Here is a 16,321-nt window from a genome sequence, read left to right as displayed (position 1 = left end):
GCCAGGGGGCCAAAGGTTTTGCGGAGCACATTATCTAATCTACCAGCACATTTCTCTACTCAGCAGAGGATGTTTGATCTGGGTAATATTGTTTGTACAAATAGAAATTTAGAAGAAGCACAAAATCAGTTGTCCATTGCCGTTTCAGAGATACTTAAAAATGGAGGCTTTCCTGTTTTGTTGGGTGGTGGGCACGAAATTTTATATGGGCATTATGGAGGAGTTAAAAAAAATTATCTCTCTAAGAAGATAGGGGTTATCAATTTTGATGCACATTTTGATTTGCGCTCTGTAGCTGAAAGAGCTGCTACATCTGGTACAGGCTTTTATCAGATAGCACAAGATTGTAAAACGGAAAAGAATGATTTTTTATATTTTGCTATCGGCATACTGGAATCGGGCAATACACTTGAGCTTTTTGATCGGGCCGACGAATTGAATGTTGAGCATATCTTAGCAAGGGATTTCCATTTTTCTAATTTAGCAGGAATAAAAAGTAAGATTCGGACATTTATGGATAAGACAGATATTATTTGCCTGACCATTGATATGGATGTTTTTGCAAGTGCTGATGCGCCGGGCGTTTCAGCACCCTCTGCAACAGGCATCAGATGCGACCTGGTTTTTTATGAGATATTAAAATGTATTGTAGAAAGTAAAAAGGTCATTTCGATGGACATTGCGGAGCTTAACCCGGGTTTTGATATTGATGACCACACAGCAAAACTGGCGGCCAGTATTGTTTTCGATTGGGTAAAGTTAAATGAAGAAAAATAATATTCCGTTTTATACTTTGTTCTAAAATTTGTGAACCGCTAATAGCTAAAGAATAGTAAAGTATATTTGCACTTTCTTTCAATAATAAAACTAATATCGATATGGAATTTCGTATTGAAAAAGACACAATGGGTGAGGTAAAAGTACCTGCGAATGTTTATTGGGGTGCGCAAACACAGCGTAGTATTGAGAACTTCAAAATAGCACAGGATATTAATAAGATGCCCAAGGAGATTATTAAGGCTTTTGCCTATTTGAAAAAAGCAGCGGCGATTACCAATGAGGAGTTGGGGGTTTTGCCAAAAGAAAAATCGCTATTGATTGGTAAAGTTGCTGATGAAATTTTGGAGGGAAAATTGGATGATCAATTTCCGCTGGTAGTTTGGCAAACAGGTAGTGGAACACAAAGTAATATGAATGCAAATGAAGTGATCGCCTATCGCGCTCACGTATTAAACGGTGGAAGTTTAACAGATAAAGAAAAAGTATTGCATCCTAACGATGACGTGAATAAATCACAATCATCCAACGATACTTTTCCGACGGCGATGCATATTGCGGCATATAAGATTTTAATGGAAAATACCCTCCCGGCGATAGAGAAACTACGTGATACTTTAAAAAAGAAATCAGAAGATTTTAAGCATGTGGTAAAAATTGGCCGTACACATTTTATGGATGCAACACCGCTGACGCTGGGTCAGGAATTTAGCGGTTATGCCGCACAATTGACACACGGCATTCGCGCTATAAAAAATACCTTGGCTCATTTGTCTGAATTGGCCTTGGGTGGAACAGCGGTAGGTACGGGGTTGAATACACCCAAAGGTTATTCTGAACTGGTAGCGAAAAATATTGCCCAACTTACCGGTTTACCATTTATAACAGCCGAAAATAAATTTGAATCTTTAGCTGCTCACGACGCCATTGTTGAAGCGCATGGTGCTTTGAAAACCGTTGCAGTAAGTCTGATGAAAATAGGCAATGACATCCGTATGCTTTCAAGCGGACCGAGAAGTGGCATTGGCGAAATTCATATTCCTGATAATGAGCCTGGTTCTTCCATTATGCCTGGTAAAGTAAATCCCACGCAGTGTGAGGCCTTGACGATGATCGCCGCACAAGTTATGGGCAATGATGTTGCCATTAATATTGGTGGTGCTACCGGTCATTTTGAATTAAATGTTTTTAAACCGGTAATGATTTTCAATTTCTTGCACAGCGCGAGATTAATAGGAGATGGTTGTGCTAGTTTTAACGATAAATGCGCTGAGGGTATTGAACCAATTGAGGCCAATATTAAAAAGCATGTAGATAATAGTTTGATGCTGGTGACGGCCTTAAATCCGAAAATTGGATATTATAAGGCCGCAGAAATTGCGCAAACTGCACACAAGAATGGCGGTACCTTAAAAGAAACGGCGGTGGCCTTAGGCTATCTGACACCTGAGCAATTTGATGAATGGGTCGTACCTGTCAATATGTGTGGAGATATAAAATGAATTATTAATAATTAAAGTGGGCAACAAGTCCTAATAATTTTCTATTCTATTTTTAAACAGGCGCTTGAGAGAGCCGCCTGTTTTCTGCATTTTGCAACAACAGTACGAATTTATTTGTTGTGCAATTTAAATTTTCTCCTACCTTCGCGTCGCGAAATTTAAAAGTAATTATATGGATACCGAATCTCGAAGTAGACCTTCATTATTCATCCCTTCTTATTGATTGGACAGCATTGCTGATTCCCGTCTCAGAGGGAACAAAAAAGCAATTGTTATGTTCAGAGATTACCACTCATTTGTATTTGTCGTGAAAGTCATCTATCGCAAAATAGACGCTTCTTTAAATTTATTGCCCAAAAGGGGAAGCCCAATATTTTATCGGCTTGTGTATTTATAGCGGACAATGGCGATTAGACACACTTTTTGCCAAATGCTCTTTCCCCTTTTCAATTCTGCCCGTATTGGATAAAGCGTTGTTCCTTGAGGTACATTAATAAGGCTAAATTCTATTGCTAATTTTCTTTGGGGAAATTAATATATCAGTTATCAATTATTCAAAAAAAATATATGAATAAAAATAATTTGAAAGAACGGCTAAAAGCTAAAGCCGTTTTTTTAAAATCAAATCCGATAGAAGATAAAAATATTTCCCATTTAAAACAAATAGCAGGATACGATAATCGAGGTATTTTTAATGACCTGAAAAGCTCTATGGAGGGTCTTGGCGAAGACGATATAGACGAAAGGCAATTACAATACGGTATCAACGAAATATCGCATGAAAAGGCGCCTTCTTGGTTTAAACAGTTGGTTGAAGCTTTCCTCAATCCATTCATTGGCGTGCTGGTTGTCATTGCTATCATTTCTTTTATTACAGATGTAATATTGGTCGCTCCGGGACAGGCGGATTATACTACCGTAATTATTGTGGTCATTATGGTCGTGCTGAGTTCTTTGTTACGTTTTTGGCAGGAGTTTTCTAGCAATCGTGCTGCAGAACAACTGAAAAGCCTGGTGAAAACTACTGCTACGGTTTTAAGAAAGGAAGGAGGCAAAGAAGAAATTGATATAAAAAGATTATTGCCGGGGGATATTATCTTTCTGAGTGCAGGAGACATGATTCCGGCGGATTGCCGCATCCTGCAGTCCAAAGATTTGTTTGTATCACAGGCTGTATTAACGGGAGAATCTTTACCAATCGAAAAACAGGGGAATGCTCTTGCAGAAGCCTATAAGAAGTCGGTAATAGAATGGGATAATATTTGTTTTATGGGTACCAATGTTGTTAGTGGTACAGCTGTCGGTATTATTGTACATACGGGCAGCAATACATATGTTGGTTCTATTGGCAAAGCAATTAGTGGAAAACGTGCAGAGACAAGTTTTGATAAGGGCATCAACAAAGTGAGTTGGTTGTTGATTAAGTATATGTTGGTAATGGTCCCTTTGGTGTTTTTGATAAACGGGCTTACCAAAGGAAATTGGCTTGACGCCTTCTTATTTGGTATATCGATCGCAGTTGGCCTTACACCTGAGATGCTTCCTATGATTGTCACAGCCAATCTTGCCAAAGGCGCTGTGAATATGAGTAAAAGAAAGGTAATTGTAAGAAGGCTGAATGCCATTCAGAATATTGGCGCCATGGATATTTTGTGTACCGATAAGACCGGTACACTTACGATGGATAAAATTGTATTGGAGCGGCATCTGAATGTATTCGGAGATTCTGACGATGAAGTATTGAAATGGGCCTATCTTAATAGTTATCATCAAACCGGATTGAAGAATTTATTGGATGCTGCTGTACTTGAACATACCGAGCTGCACGATTATTTAAAGGTAGAAGAATATTTTCAAAAAATTGATGAAATACCTTTTGACTTCCAACGGCGCAGAATGAGTGTGATTCTGGAACGACACAATGGAAAGCATCTATTAATTTGTAAAGGGGCAGTGGAAGAGATGCTGGATTTATGTACACAGGTATTTGATCCTGGTGAAGATCGACAATTGCACATAGAAAATGATAGAGTAATTCCGTTGGACCAAAAGGCCAGGGCCATGGTACTTAAAACTTCGAAAACCTTAAATGAAGAGGGTTTGAGGGTCTTACTTGTGGCTATTAAAGAATATGATGAACGGCCATTAAACTATTCTGTGGATGACGAAAAAGATATGATACTTACCGGATTTATCGGGTTTTTGGATCCTGCAAAGCCATCGGCTAGACCCGCTATTGAAGGGTTACAGAAATTGGGCGTACAGGTCAAAGTCTTGACAGGAGATAATGAAATTGTAACGAAAAAAATCTGTAAGGATGTAGGAATTCCTGTCAATAATATTGTGTTGGGAACGGAGTTGGAAAAAATGAGCGATGAAGACTTGCTGAAGGAAATTGACAACATCAGCATACTGGCCAAACTAAGTCCACTTCAAAAATCGAGGGTTGTACAGCTTTTGCAAAGCAAGGGGCATACAGTTGGCTTTATGGGAGACGGAATTAACGATGCTGTGGCACTGCGTAATGCGGATGTAGGCATCTCTGTGGACACTGCTGTGGATATTGCTAAAGAAAGTGCGGACATTATTTTATTGGAGAAAGATTTGATGGTGATACGAAAAGGTGTCATTTATGGCCGGCGCACTTTTGGTAATATTATTAAATATATCAAGATGACTGCTAGTAGCAACTTCGGTAATATGTTTAGTATGATAGGCGCTAGTGCAATATTCCCTTTTTTGCCAATGCTACCTATTCAGATATTAGTGCAAAATTTATTATATGATATGTCTCAGATTTCTATTCCCTGGGATAAGATGGATGAAGAGTTCATTCAGAAACCACAAAAATGGAGTGCCGGGGGTATTAGTAAATTTATGGCCTATATGGGCCCAATCAGTTCTATATTTGATTATGCCACCTTTGCAATTATGTTCTTTGTTTTTAAAGCCAATTCACCGGCACACCAAAGTCTATTTCAAACGGGCTGGTTTGTGGAAGGATTATTATCGCAAACGTTAATCGTTCATATGATTCGCACGCGTAAAATACCTTTTATACAGAGTTGGGCATCTACGCCGCTTTTAGCTTCTACTTCGCTGATTATGGCGATAGGTATTTTTATCCCTTTTTCGCCATTGGCGACCGCCTTTAAAATGCAACCGTTGCCTTTAAGTTATTTTCCGTGGCTGATTGGTGTTTTGTTAAGCTATTGTCTAATCATGCAAATGCTCAAAACTTGGTTTATTAAGAAATTCGACCAATGGCTTTAGCAACAACTTTTGGTGTCTTGTATTCCGTAAAGTCTATAAAGTGGAGCTATCGCCGGGTTAAAAAAAGTTAATTTGAGATAATAGTAATAGATTTCCATTTGTGCCAAATAGGGTAGGTAGGCGAGTCAAACGACGCTTGGCAACCGCGAAAAGGACAAGAGATCAGATTGAAAATGTCTGGCAAAGCCAATGAAAATAATTGGCCATATCGACGGGGTGTATCAATACAATTTCCTTTGTAAGAAACTTAAATGGGCAAATAACGTATGTGAGAGTTATTCGGTGATACCCGCCTTGTCTTTGGAAGTGGTGTTTAATTCTTTCTGCCCAGCTTGCCTTTCAGGAAAGAATCTTTTTTGAAAAATGATTAATACAAAGAAGCTAAAAGAAATGTAGAAGTCCGCTAAGTTAAATACAGGATCAAAGAACGTAAATTCTTTACCGCCATAGAAAGGAACCCATTTGGGTAGCTCTGTATCAATCATTGGGAAATAAAGCATGTCTACGACACGTCCATGTAAAAAATGTGCGTAGCCGCCGTGTCTTGGCAAAAAATGAGCTACATTTTGAATGTAGGGATCGCTCGCATTAAAGATCAATCCGTAAAACATACTGTCGATAAGGTTTCCTGCAGCACCGGCATATATTAAGGATATACAAATGATAAAGCCCATCTTGGCTTTTTTCTGAATCAACTTCCTTAAATAAAAAGTACCCCAAATAACCGCCACCAAACGAAATAAAGTAAGTATAATTTTGCCAAAATTACCGCCGAATTTTAATCCCCAAGCCATTCCTTCGTTTTCTACAAAATGTAGACGAAACCAATGGCCTATTACATAATGTTCCTCGCCTAGGTAATAATGCGTTTTGATAAAAAACTTTAGGGTCTGATCAATTGCCAAAAGCAAAATGATAAAACCGGCAATATAAGTTCCTTTTAAAGATGAAGATTTCAAGTTTGGATATTTTTATACAATAAATTCGGAGCAAAGATAATAGAAAAATGCTCTTTCCACACTGAGTATATAGTCCTTTTTATTCTGATGAGGTAGTATTGTTGCCTAACTTTGTTAATTGATGAGTCTGATATTTTTTTATTATCCATTCTACCAGAAAAAAAGCAATAATAGCTCCTAGAGAGTCGGCTATCATATCTCCATATGAAAAATCGCGTGTATGGTGTGTGAAATATTTCTGTACATATTCCATTGTTATACCATATATGCAGGAGAGTAAGGTAATCAGTATTATTCTTTTCTTGCTTTTCTTCAATCCTGTTTTAAAAAAGGCGAAGCCAAACCAGAAAACCACACCGCCAAACAAGCCCATATGCACGATCTTATCCAAGTTGGGAATATCGATTTCTAAGCTGCCAAAATCTTTTCCCGGCAATGTCAATAGAATATATACCAAAACAATCCAAAGAAGGAATGGTATGAAACGTACGAAAGATGTTTTTCTTTTCATTTTGAGGGTTTGCTTATAAATTTCCGGTGCAAATATATTTAGTAATTTGATATTCCTCAATTCCATAAAAGCTTCCTTCCTTGCCAAAGCCGCTTTGCTTGATGCCGCCAAATGGCGCCTCGGCTGTTGAAATTATTCCATCGTTGATGCCGATAATGCCATATTGTAATTGTTCGCTTACACGAATGATACGATTGATGTTTGTAGAGAAGAAATAAGCCGCTAAACCGTATTCTGTATCATTGGCCATCTCAATAGCCTCTTCTTCTGTTTCAAAAATAAAAATGGAAGATACCGGCCCGAAAATTTCTTCTTTGCTTAGTTGCATTTTACTTGAGCAATGCGTGATAATAGTTGGTTGAAAAAATAATTTTCCTGCTTTGTGCTTGCCGCCTCCTAATAAAATTTTTGCACCTTTTTCAGTCGCGTCTTTTAATAAATTATTGACTTTATCAATCGCTTCCTGATTAATCAGCGGGCCGATAGTGATATTCTTTTTTGTTCCGTCTCCTACTTTTAAAGCCTCTACGGCCTCGGCATATTTTTTCATAAATTTGGAATAGATACTTTTCTGAACTAAAATTCTATTCGCGCAAACGCAGGTCTGTCCAGCATTTCTATATTTAGTAGCCATAGCACCTTTTACAGCGTTATCCATTTCTGCATCATCAAAAATAATGCAAGGTGCATTACCTCCAAGTTCGAGAGAAAGTTTTTTTAACGTGGTAGCAGACTGTCGCATTAATAATCTACCAACAGCAGTGGAGCCGGTGAAGGAAACTTTCGCGATGTCTGGATGGGTGGTTAAAATTTCACCAATCTCTTTATAATTAGTTGTAGGTAAAATATTTAGGACTCCTTTTGGAATGCCCGCTTCTAAAGCTAATTTTGCTAAAGCTAACGCGCTCAAAGGTGTATCTTCTGCCGGTTTCAGCACAACGGTACAGCCTGCTGCAATAGCCGGTGCCACTTTGCGTGTAATCATCGCAGTTGGAAAGTTCCAGGGGGTAATGGCTGCAACAACACCGATAGGTTGTTTAATGGTTTTTAATCTTTTGGCATTATTACTAGAGGGAATTGTTTCGCCATAGGTTCTTTTACATTCTTCTGCAAACCATTCCACAAAACTTGCGGCATAGTTGATTTCTCCCAAGGCTTCACCTAAAGGTTTTCCTTGTTCGGTCGTTAATATGAAGGCTAGGTCTTCTTTGTTTTCGACGATTAATTCATACCAACGTCTTAATAATTTGGAGCGTTCCAGAACACTGGTGGTGCTCCAATTAATGAAAGCTTTATTTGCCGCGGAAATGGCTCTATAAGTATCTTTTTCTGTTGCATTGGCTACAGTGCAAATTACTTTTCCGTTTGCAGGATTGGTTACTTCAAATGCAGACTTGTCAGTACTTTTAGAAAATTTATTATCGATAAATGTTTCTGTTTGTAGTAAACGCTTATTTTTTAATTCCATAATAAAGATTTTAAAAATTAAACAATAGAAGGCTGCGGCGTTCGTAGCGAATGCTCACTTAAGCCTTCATTACTTTCTCCCAAATTTCCGGAATGCGTCTTATCCACACATATTCGCGCCTCTTTATTCCGGCATCTTCTGCCGGGAACCCCATATAAGTTTTATTACCTTTTAAAGAAGAAGGAACACCGCCTTGAGCCATTACCACAGCGTTTTCGCCAATGGTCAATGTTTTTCCTACACCCACTTGCCCCCAAAGCGTAACACCATCTTCAATAACTACGGCACCTGCAATACCTACTTGTGCTGCGAATAAACAATTCTTTCCTACTTGGGTATCATGACCGATATGTACCATGTTATCAATTTTTGTGCCTTGTCCAATTACGGTGGTTGCTGTAACACCCCGGTCAATGGTGCAGGCGGCACCTATTTCCACGAAATCTTCCAGACGTACATTGCCACAACTTTGCATTTTCTTGTACCAGACGTCTTGCGTTTTTTTTGTGTTGTAGTAAAATGCGTCACTGCCAATTACTGTTCCTGATTGGATAATAACATTGTTGCCGATCTCCGTATAATCCATCAATGAAACATTTGGATAGATGACACAGTTGTTGCCGATTTTTACATCTTTACCGATAAAAACATTGGGCATGATAATGGTATTTTCACCTATTTGTACGTTGCTGTTAATAGCTTCCATTGCAGGAGTGAATGGTCTGAAATGGTTGACGATAGTGAGATATGCTTCAAACGGATTTTCTACGTATAATAAATTTTTTCCTTTGGGAACCTCAATATCTTTTGTATTGATGATGATATGTGTAGCTGCGCTTTGTAAGCATTTTGCATAATATTTTGGATGATCCACAAAAACCAAGTCGCCGTCTTCTACTTTATGTATTTCGTTAATGCCTTTAGCTTCGGCATTTTCGTCGCCAATAATTTCGGCGTTTATTAAATCGCTTATTTGCTTTAAACTTATGGATGTAGGGAATTGCATGCTATTTGTTTTGTTGTTTTCTTAAAAATACAAATGTTGTTTTTATTTCCTTGTTAAATATTGTTATAAATGCTTAATAGATTTGCGGGCCTTTGTTTATCAATGTTTGATTAAATAAATCTTCTAAATTTTTGAAAAGAACCTTCTTCTCGTAAAAGAAATGCACACTTTTTTTTCAAACTGTGAATAAAAAATAGTGGAAATTATTTTGCATTGGCGAAAAGTAGTTTTAATATTGTGGTAGGAAGTTTTCATTCCATACTTACTAACACATTTTTATCTAAATCCCGCTACTGCGGGATTTTTGTTTTATACTGCAATCCAGGCCAGGCTTAAGTTTTCAAATAGCTTGAATTTTGTAATCAATGAAATGCTTTTATTTTCTTTTTTAAAAATTGTATCGATCACTCCATCGTCATTAAAGATGAATGGTTGTAATAAAATATTATTTTTAAAATCTACTTTCCCAAAACTATACCATTTAAAAATTGCTTCTTTGGCGCACCAAAGCGTGGTAAACAAGGGCTGGTTGTTTTGATATTTTTCTGCGAAGTCTCTCTCTTCTTTATTTAGAAACTTTTCTTTTACCTTAAAAACTTTGTCAGTGAAAATTTCAATATCAATTCCGACTCTTTGTGTTTTGCTAACAATTGCCGCTGCGAAATTTCCACAATGCGAAATAGAGAAATGATAGGTCTCATCTTTTAAATATGGCTTCTTGCTATCGGCAATTAAAATCTCCTCATTAGGGAAATCGGAAAATAAAAAAGGGAGCAAGTATCTTCCAGCCAGATGTTGAAGACGTTTATGTGGATGTGTGATTTCACTCTTTAGAGTAACTCTTTTCAAAAAAAATGATTCATTTTCTTCGATATGCCAAATAGCAAGCCGCGTATTTTCATTCACATCAAATTGATAAAACAGTGGCATGGGTAGGTAGAAAATCTATTTTGTTTTATATAAAATATATATTTGCAAATATATTCTAAAACGAACAGTAAAAATCATGATTCTGTCAGATACACGTATTTTGGAGGAGATGGAGAAAGGAACGATTAAAATATCACCTTATGAAAGGGAATGCCTGGGTAGTAATAGTTATGACGTGCATTTGGGTACGACACTTGCGGTATACAAAGATGAAGTATTAGATGCCAAAAAGCACAATACTATTGAATACTTTGAGATCCCTGAAGAAGGCTTCGTTTTGCAACCGCACATTTTTTATTTGGGCGTGACACTTGAGTATACAGAAACGCATGCGCAGGTTCCTTTTTTGGAAGGAAAATCTTCTACTGGTCGATTAGGGATTGATATCCATGCGACAGCCGGGAAAGGAGATGTTGGATTTTGTGGTAACTGGACGCTGGAGATCTCTTGTAAGCAACCTGTACGTATTTATCCCAAAATGCCCATTGGGCAACTGATATATTTTCCCGTGGATGGAGAAATTGAGGTTAAGTATAATCAAAAGAAAAATGCTAAATACAGTGGTCAGCCCAATAGGCCCATTGAAAGCATGATGTGGAAAAATAAATTCTAAAGTTTTTACTTAAGGGAAAAATGATAAATATTTTATTTTGATAAAATATTTATTTGCCTTCTTATGGGCAATATTTTTAATGTTTAACGGCATTTCACCTAAACCTTTGTCCTTTCTACCGAATATCTCATTAATTGAAAGTTTAGGGAGAGACCTTCGTTTAAACTTAATGAAAATATAAAAGTCGAACCTCTTTTAAATTTTAAAGCCAAAATAAATTTTATGCGCCAATTTTTATCTGTTTGCTTAATGATATTTTGTATATCAGTTGCAAAGGCACAAAGTAACGTAGCCTCCGGTACTTTGTCGGGCGTAATTGTGGACACGATTTCACATAATGTTGATAAGGCATCCATCTCGTTAATTAACGCGCGAGATACCTCCATTGTGAAAAATACCCTGTCAGACAGTGTAGGTAATTTTAAATTTTCGAATTTACCCTTAGATACCTATATCCTACGTATTTCTTTTCAGGGATACGAAATTCTGAATAAATATGTAGCCTTTACCAATGCCAAACCTGCTCTAGATTTGGGTGACATTACTTTACAGCAATCAACTAACGAGTTGGGTACTGTGACGGTTACGGCTGTTATTCCGGTAACATTAAATGGAGATACAACTTCCTATAACGCCGATGCCTTTGGCACAAAACCCACTGCGACAGTAGAAGATTTGCTGAAAAAGTTACCAGGTGTACAGGTGGACAAAGATGGAAAAGTTACCGCTCAAGGAGAGGCTGTTTCTCGCGTGTTTGTAGATGGTAAGCGTTTTTTTGGCAGCGATCCTAAAATGGCAACACAAAATTTGCCTAAGGACGTAGTAGATAAAATTCAAGTGTTTGATGGCAAAAGCGACAAAAGCGAATTTAGTGGATTTGATGATGGGACAACCATTAAAACAATTAATATTGTTACCAAGCCTGCCATGCGTCATGGTTGGTTTGGGAAAACCTCAGCGGGTATAGGGAATGATAATGCGTCTTTAAAAGATCCACTGTATACGGTAACACCGCGTATAATGAGATTCAGTGGCGATATGAAGGTGGGGCTTTTTGGGCAGTTAAATAATATAAATGTGCAGAACTTTACACGTTCTGACCAAGGCAATAAGAATGGGCTTACTAAAACTGCTGCGGCTTTTTTATTTTTTGGAGATAGTTTTGGCAAAAAAGTAAAAACTGATTTTAGTGGACACTATGGTTTTAATAGCACAGATTTAAATTTGTTGAAAAATGGAATTACTCAAAGATTTTTTACAGACTCTGCGAAAAATAGTAATACATATTCAAACGATTCGACTAAAACATCGACGCAGAATCAATCGGTTGATTTAAATTTTACGACTATGTTTGATTCTTCTAACCAGCTACGTTTTAGACCAAGTCTATCCTTTAATAAGTCAAATAGTAACGATATCTCTAGCACACAAATTGATAGTCTTCCCAACGGAGTGAGTATACCCAAAACCCTCTCCAATGCGAATCGTAATTCTGACAATACCAGCCGCAATGCTGGTGTGGCGGCAACTTATATGCATGCGTTTGCGAAGAAGGGCCGTACCATAACTTTGGATATGCAGTATAGTAATAGCAACTCTAATAGTATTGGAAACAATTTTACACGCACCCAAAATTTGCTTTTGCATACTGACACGACCATTAATCAACGTAATATAAATACTACTAATAATAATTCGCTTTCCACTACATTAACTTATACGGAACCTATTGGTGTGCATCAACAATTGGAATTAGAATACAATAATTCCTTCTCTAACAACACAGCCAATAGGAAAACTTATGATTTTGATAGCTTAACAAACGGATATACTAGTCAAAATAATACGCTAACGAACTATTTTGTCAATAAATATATGTCTAATAGAGGAACACTGGGATATATGTATAATGACGAAACCATTAATTTTAATTTTTCTGGTGGCGTGCAGTTTGGCAAAATGGAAAGCAACAACCTAAGCAAGAACTACGGTTTAATTACCAATAATTATGTAAACTTTTATCCGACGGCAAAGTTTACCTATAATTTTTCGAAAACGCAGAAGTTGTTCTTCCGCTACCAAGGAAGAACCAACCAACCGTCTATTTCTCAACTGCAACCAATTATTGATAGTTCAAATACCCTGAATATTACTTCTGGCAATCCTAATTTGAAACAGGAGTTTAATAACCACTTCCAATTGAGGTATAATAACATTGACAGGACCGGCGGTAAATCGTTCTTTGCATTTATAGATGCGTCATTTGTCCATAATAATATTCAGAATGCCATTACTAGTTTGTCTAATGGCGGACAATCTACTGTGCCTATAAATATTAATGGTGATTATACATTGCGTGGGTACCTTGATTTTGGTGTCCCCTTAAAATCACCTAAGTCTAATTTTGATTTTAGCACCAATATTTCTAATAGCCGAAATGCAAGTTTGATAGATAGTGTAAAGAATTTTACTTATACCACTTCTTTTTCAGAAGGTATTCGTTGGAGTACTTCTATGGATAAATCCTTTGATATTAATATATCAGTTAACCCTGCCTATAACATCTCGAAATATAGTATTACCAGCGGTGCCAATAGCAATAATACTAATTATTACTCTCAATCAACCTCCTTTGAAGGTACTTTTTATACCAACTCTGGCTGGCAAATTGCATCTGATTTTGATTATACCTTTTATAGAGGTAACGCGCCTGGACAAAACATCGGAATTCCTCTGTGGAATGCAAGTGTCACCAAACAAATATTTAAAAATAAAGCAGGAGAAATCAGTTTATCGCTACATGATATTTTAAATGATAATAAGGGAGTCGATTTTCAGCGTAACGGTAATTACAGTTCACAGACGACCACCAATATATTGAAGCGTTATGTGCTGCTTACTTTTACCTACAATCTTAAACAATTTGGGAAAAAAGGTGATAGGAATGGTAATCGGTCCTGGAATAACAGGGGCGGAGATCATGGTGGCTTTGGCGGTGGTCACGGTGGCTTTGGTGGTGGCCACGGTGGAGGTCGTGGTGGATTTTAACCGACCATTATTAACCGGCATTTTGGCATTAAGAGGTCAATTTTATCCATTATCCCCTTATAAATTATGAAGTTGCTTTTGACTGTAAGTGCTATTTTGTTTTGTTTTATTTTTTCTAAAGTAAATGCGCAACAAAACAGTTCTTATGGTTCAATTAATGGAAGTATTTTAGATACGATTTCTCATAATTTGAGTTTCGCTTCTATCAGTCTTTTGAATCCAAGAGATTCATCCGTTGTCAAAAGAACGTTATCGGATACTGCCGGCCAATTTACCTTCTCCAAGGTGGCTTTTGGAGATTATGTTTTGCGTGTTTCTTATCAAGGTTTTGATGTACGTGAGAAGGAAATTAGTTTATCTCAGGGCCATCCTCATGATTCTTTACCTCCAATTATATTGCAGGAGTCTGTCAATGAATTAGGAACAGTGGTTGTAACTGCCATTATTCCGGTAAAGATGAATGGAGATACTACAGAATACAATGCAGACGCTTATGGTGTGAAACCCAACGCTGTAGTCGAAGATTTATTGAAAAAGCTCCCCGGTGTAGAAGTGGATGACGATGGAAATATAACTGCCCAGGGAGAAAAAGTTGCCAGGATTTTTGTGGACGGGAAGCGATTTTTTGGCAATGATCCAAAGATGGCTACACAAAACTTGCCCACAGAAGTTGTAGAAAAAATTCAGGTATTTGACGGAAAGACCGATCAAAGCGAATTCACTGGTTTCGATGATGGCAACACTATTAAAACTATCAATATTGTTACCAAGAAAAATAAACGAAAAGGTTGGTTTGGCAAGTCTTCTGCGGCAGTTGGAAATGATGAGGCGTCATTGAATAATTTGTTCTATGATGCACACGCACGTGTTTTCAGATTTATGGGTGATAGACGAATTTCATTAGTTGGAGCATTTAATAAAACCTATAAGCAACCCTTTGCAATGGATATTGGAGGTGGCCAGAATGGATTGTCCAAGAAAATATCGGGAGCTATTAATTACCGGGACAATTTTGGAAAGAAAACAGATTTCACAGGAAGCTATTCTTATGATAATAGCGATAATATTTCCGCATCTCAATCTTATACGCAGAGATTATTTCAAAACGATACTACGCAGAACACCAGTCAGGTAAGAACGAGTAATAATTCGAGTCAGAATCATGCAGTAAATTTGAATTGGGATACCAAATTCGACACCTTAAACGAACTAAGAATTAGAGCGGATGTCAATTTCTCCAATGGTCGCAATTCAGGGACCACCAATAGCTTCATCGATAGAATGATAAATGGCGCAGACTCTACAGCTATCAGCAAGACTTTTACAAAAAATAGCCGCACAAATAGTGGTGGAAATGCGGCCGTAGGCATTACTTTTCGCCATCGGTTCTTCAAGCCCGGACGTACTATTTCTATCAATAATAATTTAAGCACCAATTCTGGAAACGCCAGCGGCTTAAATTACTCCGACATATTTTCTTATCTAAGCGATAGTGCAAGCTATACCAATCAATTATTTAATGCGCATAACAATTCGAAGTCGATTAGTACGACTTTGGCCTATACAGAACCTATTGCGGTACATCAGTTAATTCAGTTCGAAATAAATAATTCAGTTAGTGAAAATACTTCTGATAGGCGAACTTATAATTTTGATAGTGCTACGATGCAGTATACATTGGCCGATTCAATCCTTACCAATAAATATGATAATATTTATCAGTCAAATCGTGCCACTTTAAGCTATTTGTATAATAATGGCATAATTAATTTCAATGCGGGTACGGGTGTGCAGTTAGGTAATTTGAAAAGCAATAATTTGTCAAAAGATTTATTCTTGACGCAACATTATGTAAATCTCTATCCAACTGCAAGCTTTTCTTACCGGATTTCCCAATACAAGCGCCTTAGGTTTAATTATCATGGAAGGACCAATCAACCCAATGTGCAGCAATTACAACCGGTTATCGACAATTCCAACCCGTTGAATATTGTTTCTGGTAATCCGGATTTGAAACAAGAATTTAATAATACTTTTTTATTAAGATATACCAATATCAATAAAGAGACGAACAATACCTTTTTTGCCATGCTCAATGGAAGTTTTACGAAAAATAATATTGTCAACTCTATTACAAGGTTATCCAATGGAGGTGACTCGTCTATTCCCGTCAATTTAAATGGTAATTATTCGGTAAGTGGTTACGTCAATTGGGGATTCTCTCTTGCTTCGCC

11 protein-coding genes are annotated in these 16,321 nt (G+C 37.3%); 6 read left to right on the top strand and 5 right to left on the bottom strand.

Annotated features, from left to right (window positions below; all coding sequences use genetic code 11):
• From hutG to mgtA, 3 genes are all read left to right on the top strand, one after another.
• Nucleotides 1-777 (top strand): formimidoylglutamase (hutG, locus tag ACQR30_RS00240; protein WP_429729588.1); only part of this gene is annotated, 777 nt, incomplete at its 5' end.
• 101 nt (nucleotides 778-878) lie between these two features.
• The gene (gene fumC, locus ACQR30_RS00235; RefSeq protein ID WP_429729585.1) at nucleotides 879-2,279 is read left to right on the top strand and encodes a class II fumarate hydratase; all 1,401 of its coding nucleotides are present in this window, start codon (nucleotides 879-881) and stop codon (nucleotides 2,277-2,279) included.
• Nucleotides 2,280-2,846: 567 nt separating this feature from the next.
• Nucleotides 2,847-5,552 carry a magnesium-translocating P-type ATPase gene (mgtA, locus tag ACQR30_RS00230; protein ID WP_429729582.1) on the top strand — a complete coding sequence of 902 codons (2,706 nt, stop codon included), beginning with the start codon at nucleotides 2,847-2,849 and terminating at the stop codon, nucleotides 5,550-5,552.
• A gap of 275 nt (nucleotides 5,553-5,827) precedes the next feature.
• On the opposite strand, the gene ACQR30_RS00225 is transcribed toward mgtA, so the two are convergent.
• From ACQR30_RS00225 to ACQR30_RS00205, 5 genes are all read right to left on the bottom strand, one after another.
• Nucleotides 5,828-6,511: a lipoprotein signal peptidase gene (locus tag ACQR30_RS00225; protein ID WP_429729579.1), complete on the bottom strand. Its 684-nt coding sequence runs from the start codon at nucleotides 6,509-6,511 to the stop codon at nucleotides 5,828-5,830.
• A gap of 79 nt (nucleotides 6,512-6,590) precedes the next feature.
• Nucleotides 6,591-7,022, bottom strand: coding sequence for a VanZ family protein (locus ACQR30_RS00220; RefSeq protein ID WP_429729576.1), 432 nt, complete (start codon nucleotides 7,020-7,022; stop codon nucleotides 6,591-6,593).
• Nucleotides 7,023-7,035: 13 nt separating this feature from the next.
• On the bottom strand, nucleotides 7,036-8,490 hold the full coding sequence (locus ACQR30_RS00215; RefSeq protein ID WP_429729573.1) for an NAD-dependent succinate-semialdehyde dehydrogenase: 1,455 nt from the start codon (nucleotides 8,488-8,490) through the stop codon (nucleotides 7,036-7,038).
• 58 nt (nucleotides 8,491-8,548) lie between these two features.
• On the bottom strand, nucleotides 8,549-9,496 hold the full coding sequence (locus ACQR30_RS00210) for a UDP-3-O-(3-hydroxymyristoyl)glucosamine N-acyltransferase (protein WP_429729570.1): 948 nt from the start codon (nucleotides 9,494-9,496) through the stop codon (nucleotides 8,549-8,551).
• A 309-nt stretch (nucleotides 9,497-9,805) separates the two neighbouring features.
• On the bottom strand, nucleotides 9,806-10,345 hold the full coding sequence (locus tag ACQR30_RS00205) for a 4'-phosphopantetheinyl transferase family protein (RefSeq protein WP_429729567.1): 540 nt from the start codon (nucleotides 10,343-10,345) through the stop codon (nucleotides 9,806-9,808).
• A 157-nt stretch (nucleotides 10,346-10,502) separates the two neighbouring features.
• Here ACQR30_RS00205 and dcd point away from each other — a divergent pair, with 157 nt between their 5' ends.
• The 3 genes from dcd to ACQR30_RS00190 all read left to right on the top strand — a co-directional run.
• Nucleotides 10,503-11,039: a dCTP deaminase gene (gene dcd / locus ACQR30_RS00200; RefSeq protein WP_429729564.1), complete on the top strand. Its 537-nt coding sequence runs from the start codon at nucleotides 10,503-10,505 to the stop codon at nucleotides 11,037-11,039.
• Between the two features lie 222 nt (nucleotides 11,040-11,261).
• On the top strand, nucleotides 11,262-14,087 hold the full coding sequence (locus ACQR30_RS00195; protein ID WP_429729561.1) for an outer membrane beta-barrel protein: 2,826 nt from the start codon (nucleotides 11,262-11,264) through the stop codon (nucleotides 14,085-14,087).
• Nucleotides 14,088-14,153: 66 nt separating this feature from the next.
• Nucleotides 14,154-16,321 (top strand): outer membrane beta-barrel protein (locus ACQR30_RS00190; protein WP_429729558.1); only part of this gene is annotated, 2,168 nt, incomplete at its 3' end.

The organism is Arachidicoccus sp. (genome assembly GCF_050436765.1).
In the GTDB taxonomy this organism is placed as follows: Bacteria; Bacteroidota; Bacteroidia; order Chitinophagales; family Chitinophagaceae; genus Arachidicoccus.
Note: the sequence above shows the minus strand (reverse complement) of the source record. Positions and strands in the feature narration are given on the sequence as shown.

Excerpts from the sequence above, each read along its gene's own strand:
- fumC (WP_429729585.1), top strand. The coding sequence starts at position 879 with ATGGAATTTCGTATTGAAAAAGACACAATGGGTGAGGTAAAAGTACCT.
- mgtA (WP_429729582.1), top strand. The coding sequence starts at position 2,847 with ATGAATAAAAATAATTTGAAAGAACGGCTAAAAGCTAAAGCCGTTTTT.
- ACQR30_RS00220 (WP_429729576.1), bottom strand. The coding sequence starts at position 7,022 with ATGAAAAGAAAAACATCTTTCGTACGTTTCATACCATTCCTTCTTTGG.
- ACQR30_RS00215 (WP_429729573.1), bottom strand. The coding sequence starts at position 8,490 with ATGGAATTAAAAAATAAGCGTTTACTACAAACAGAAACATTTATCGAT.
- ACQR30_RS00210 (WP_429729570.1), bottom strand. The coding sequence starts at position 9,496 with ATGCAATTCCCTACATCCATAAGTTTAAAGCAAATAAGCGATTTAATA.
- dcd (WP_429729564.1), top strand. The coding sequence starts at position 10,503 with ATGATTCTGTCAGATACACGTATTTTGGAGGAGATGGAGAAAGGAACG.
- ACQR30_RS00195 (WP_429729561.1), top strand. The coding sequence starts at position 11,262 with ATGCGCCAATTTTTATCTGTTTGCTTAATGATATTTTGTATATCAGTT.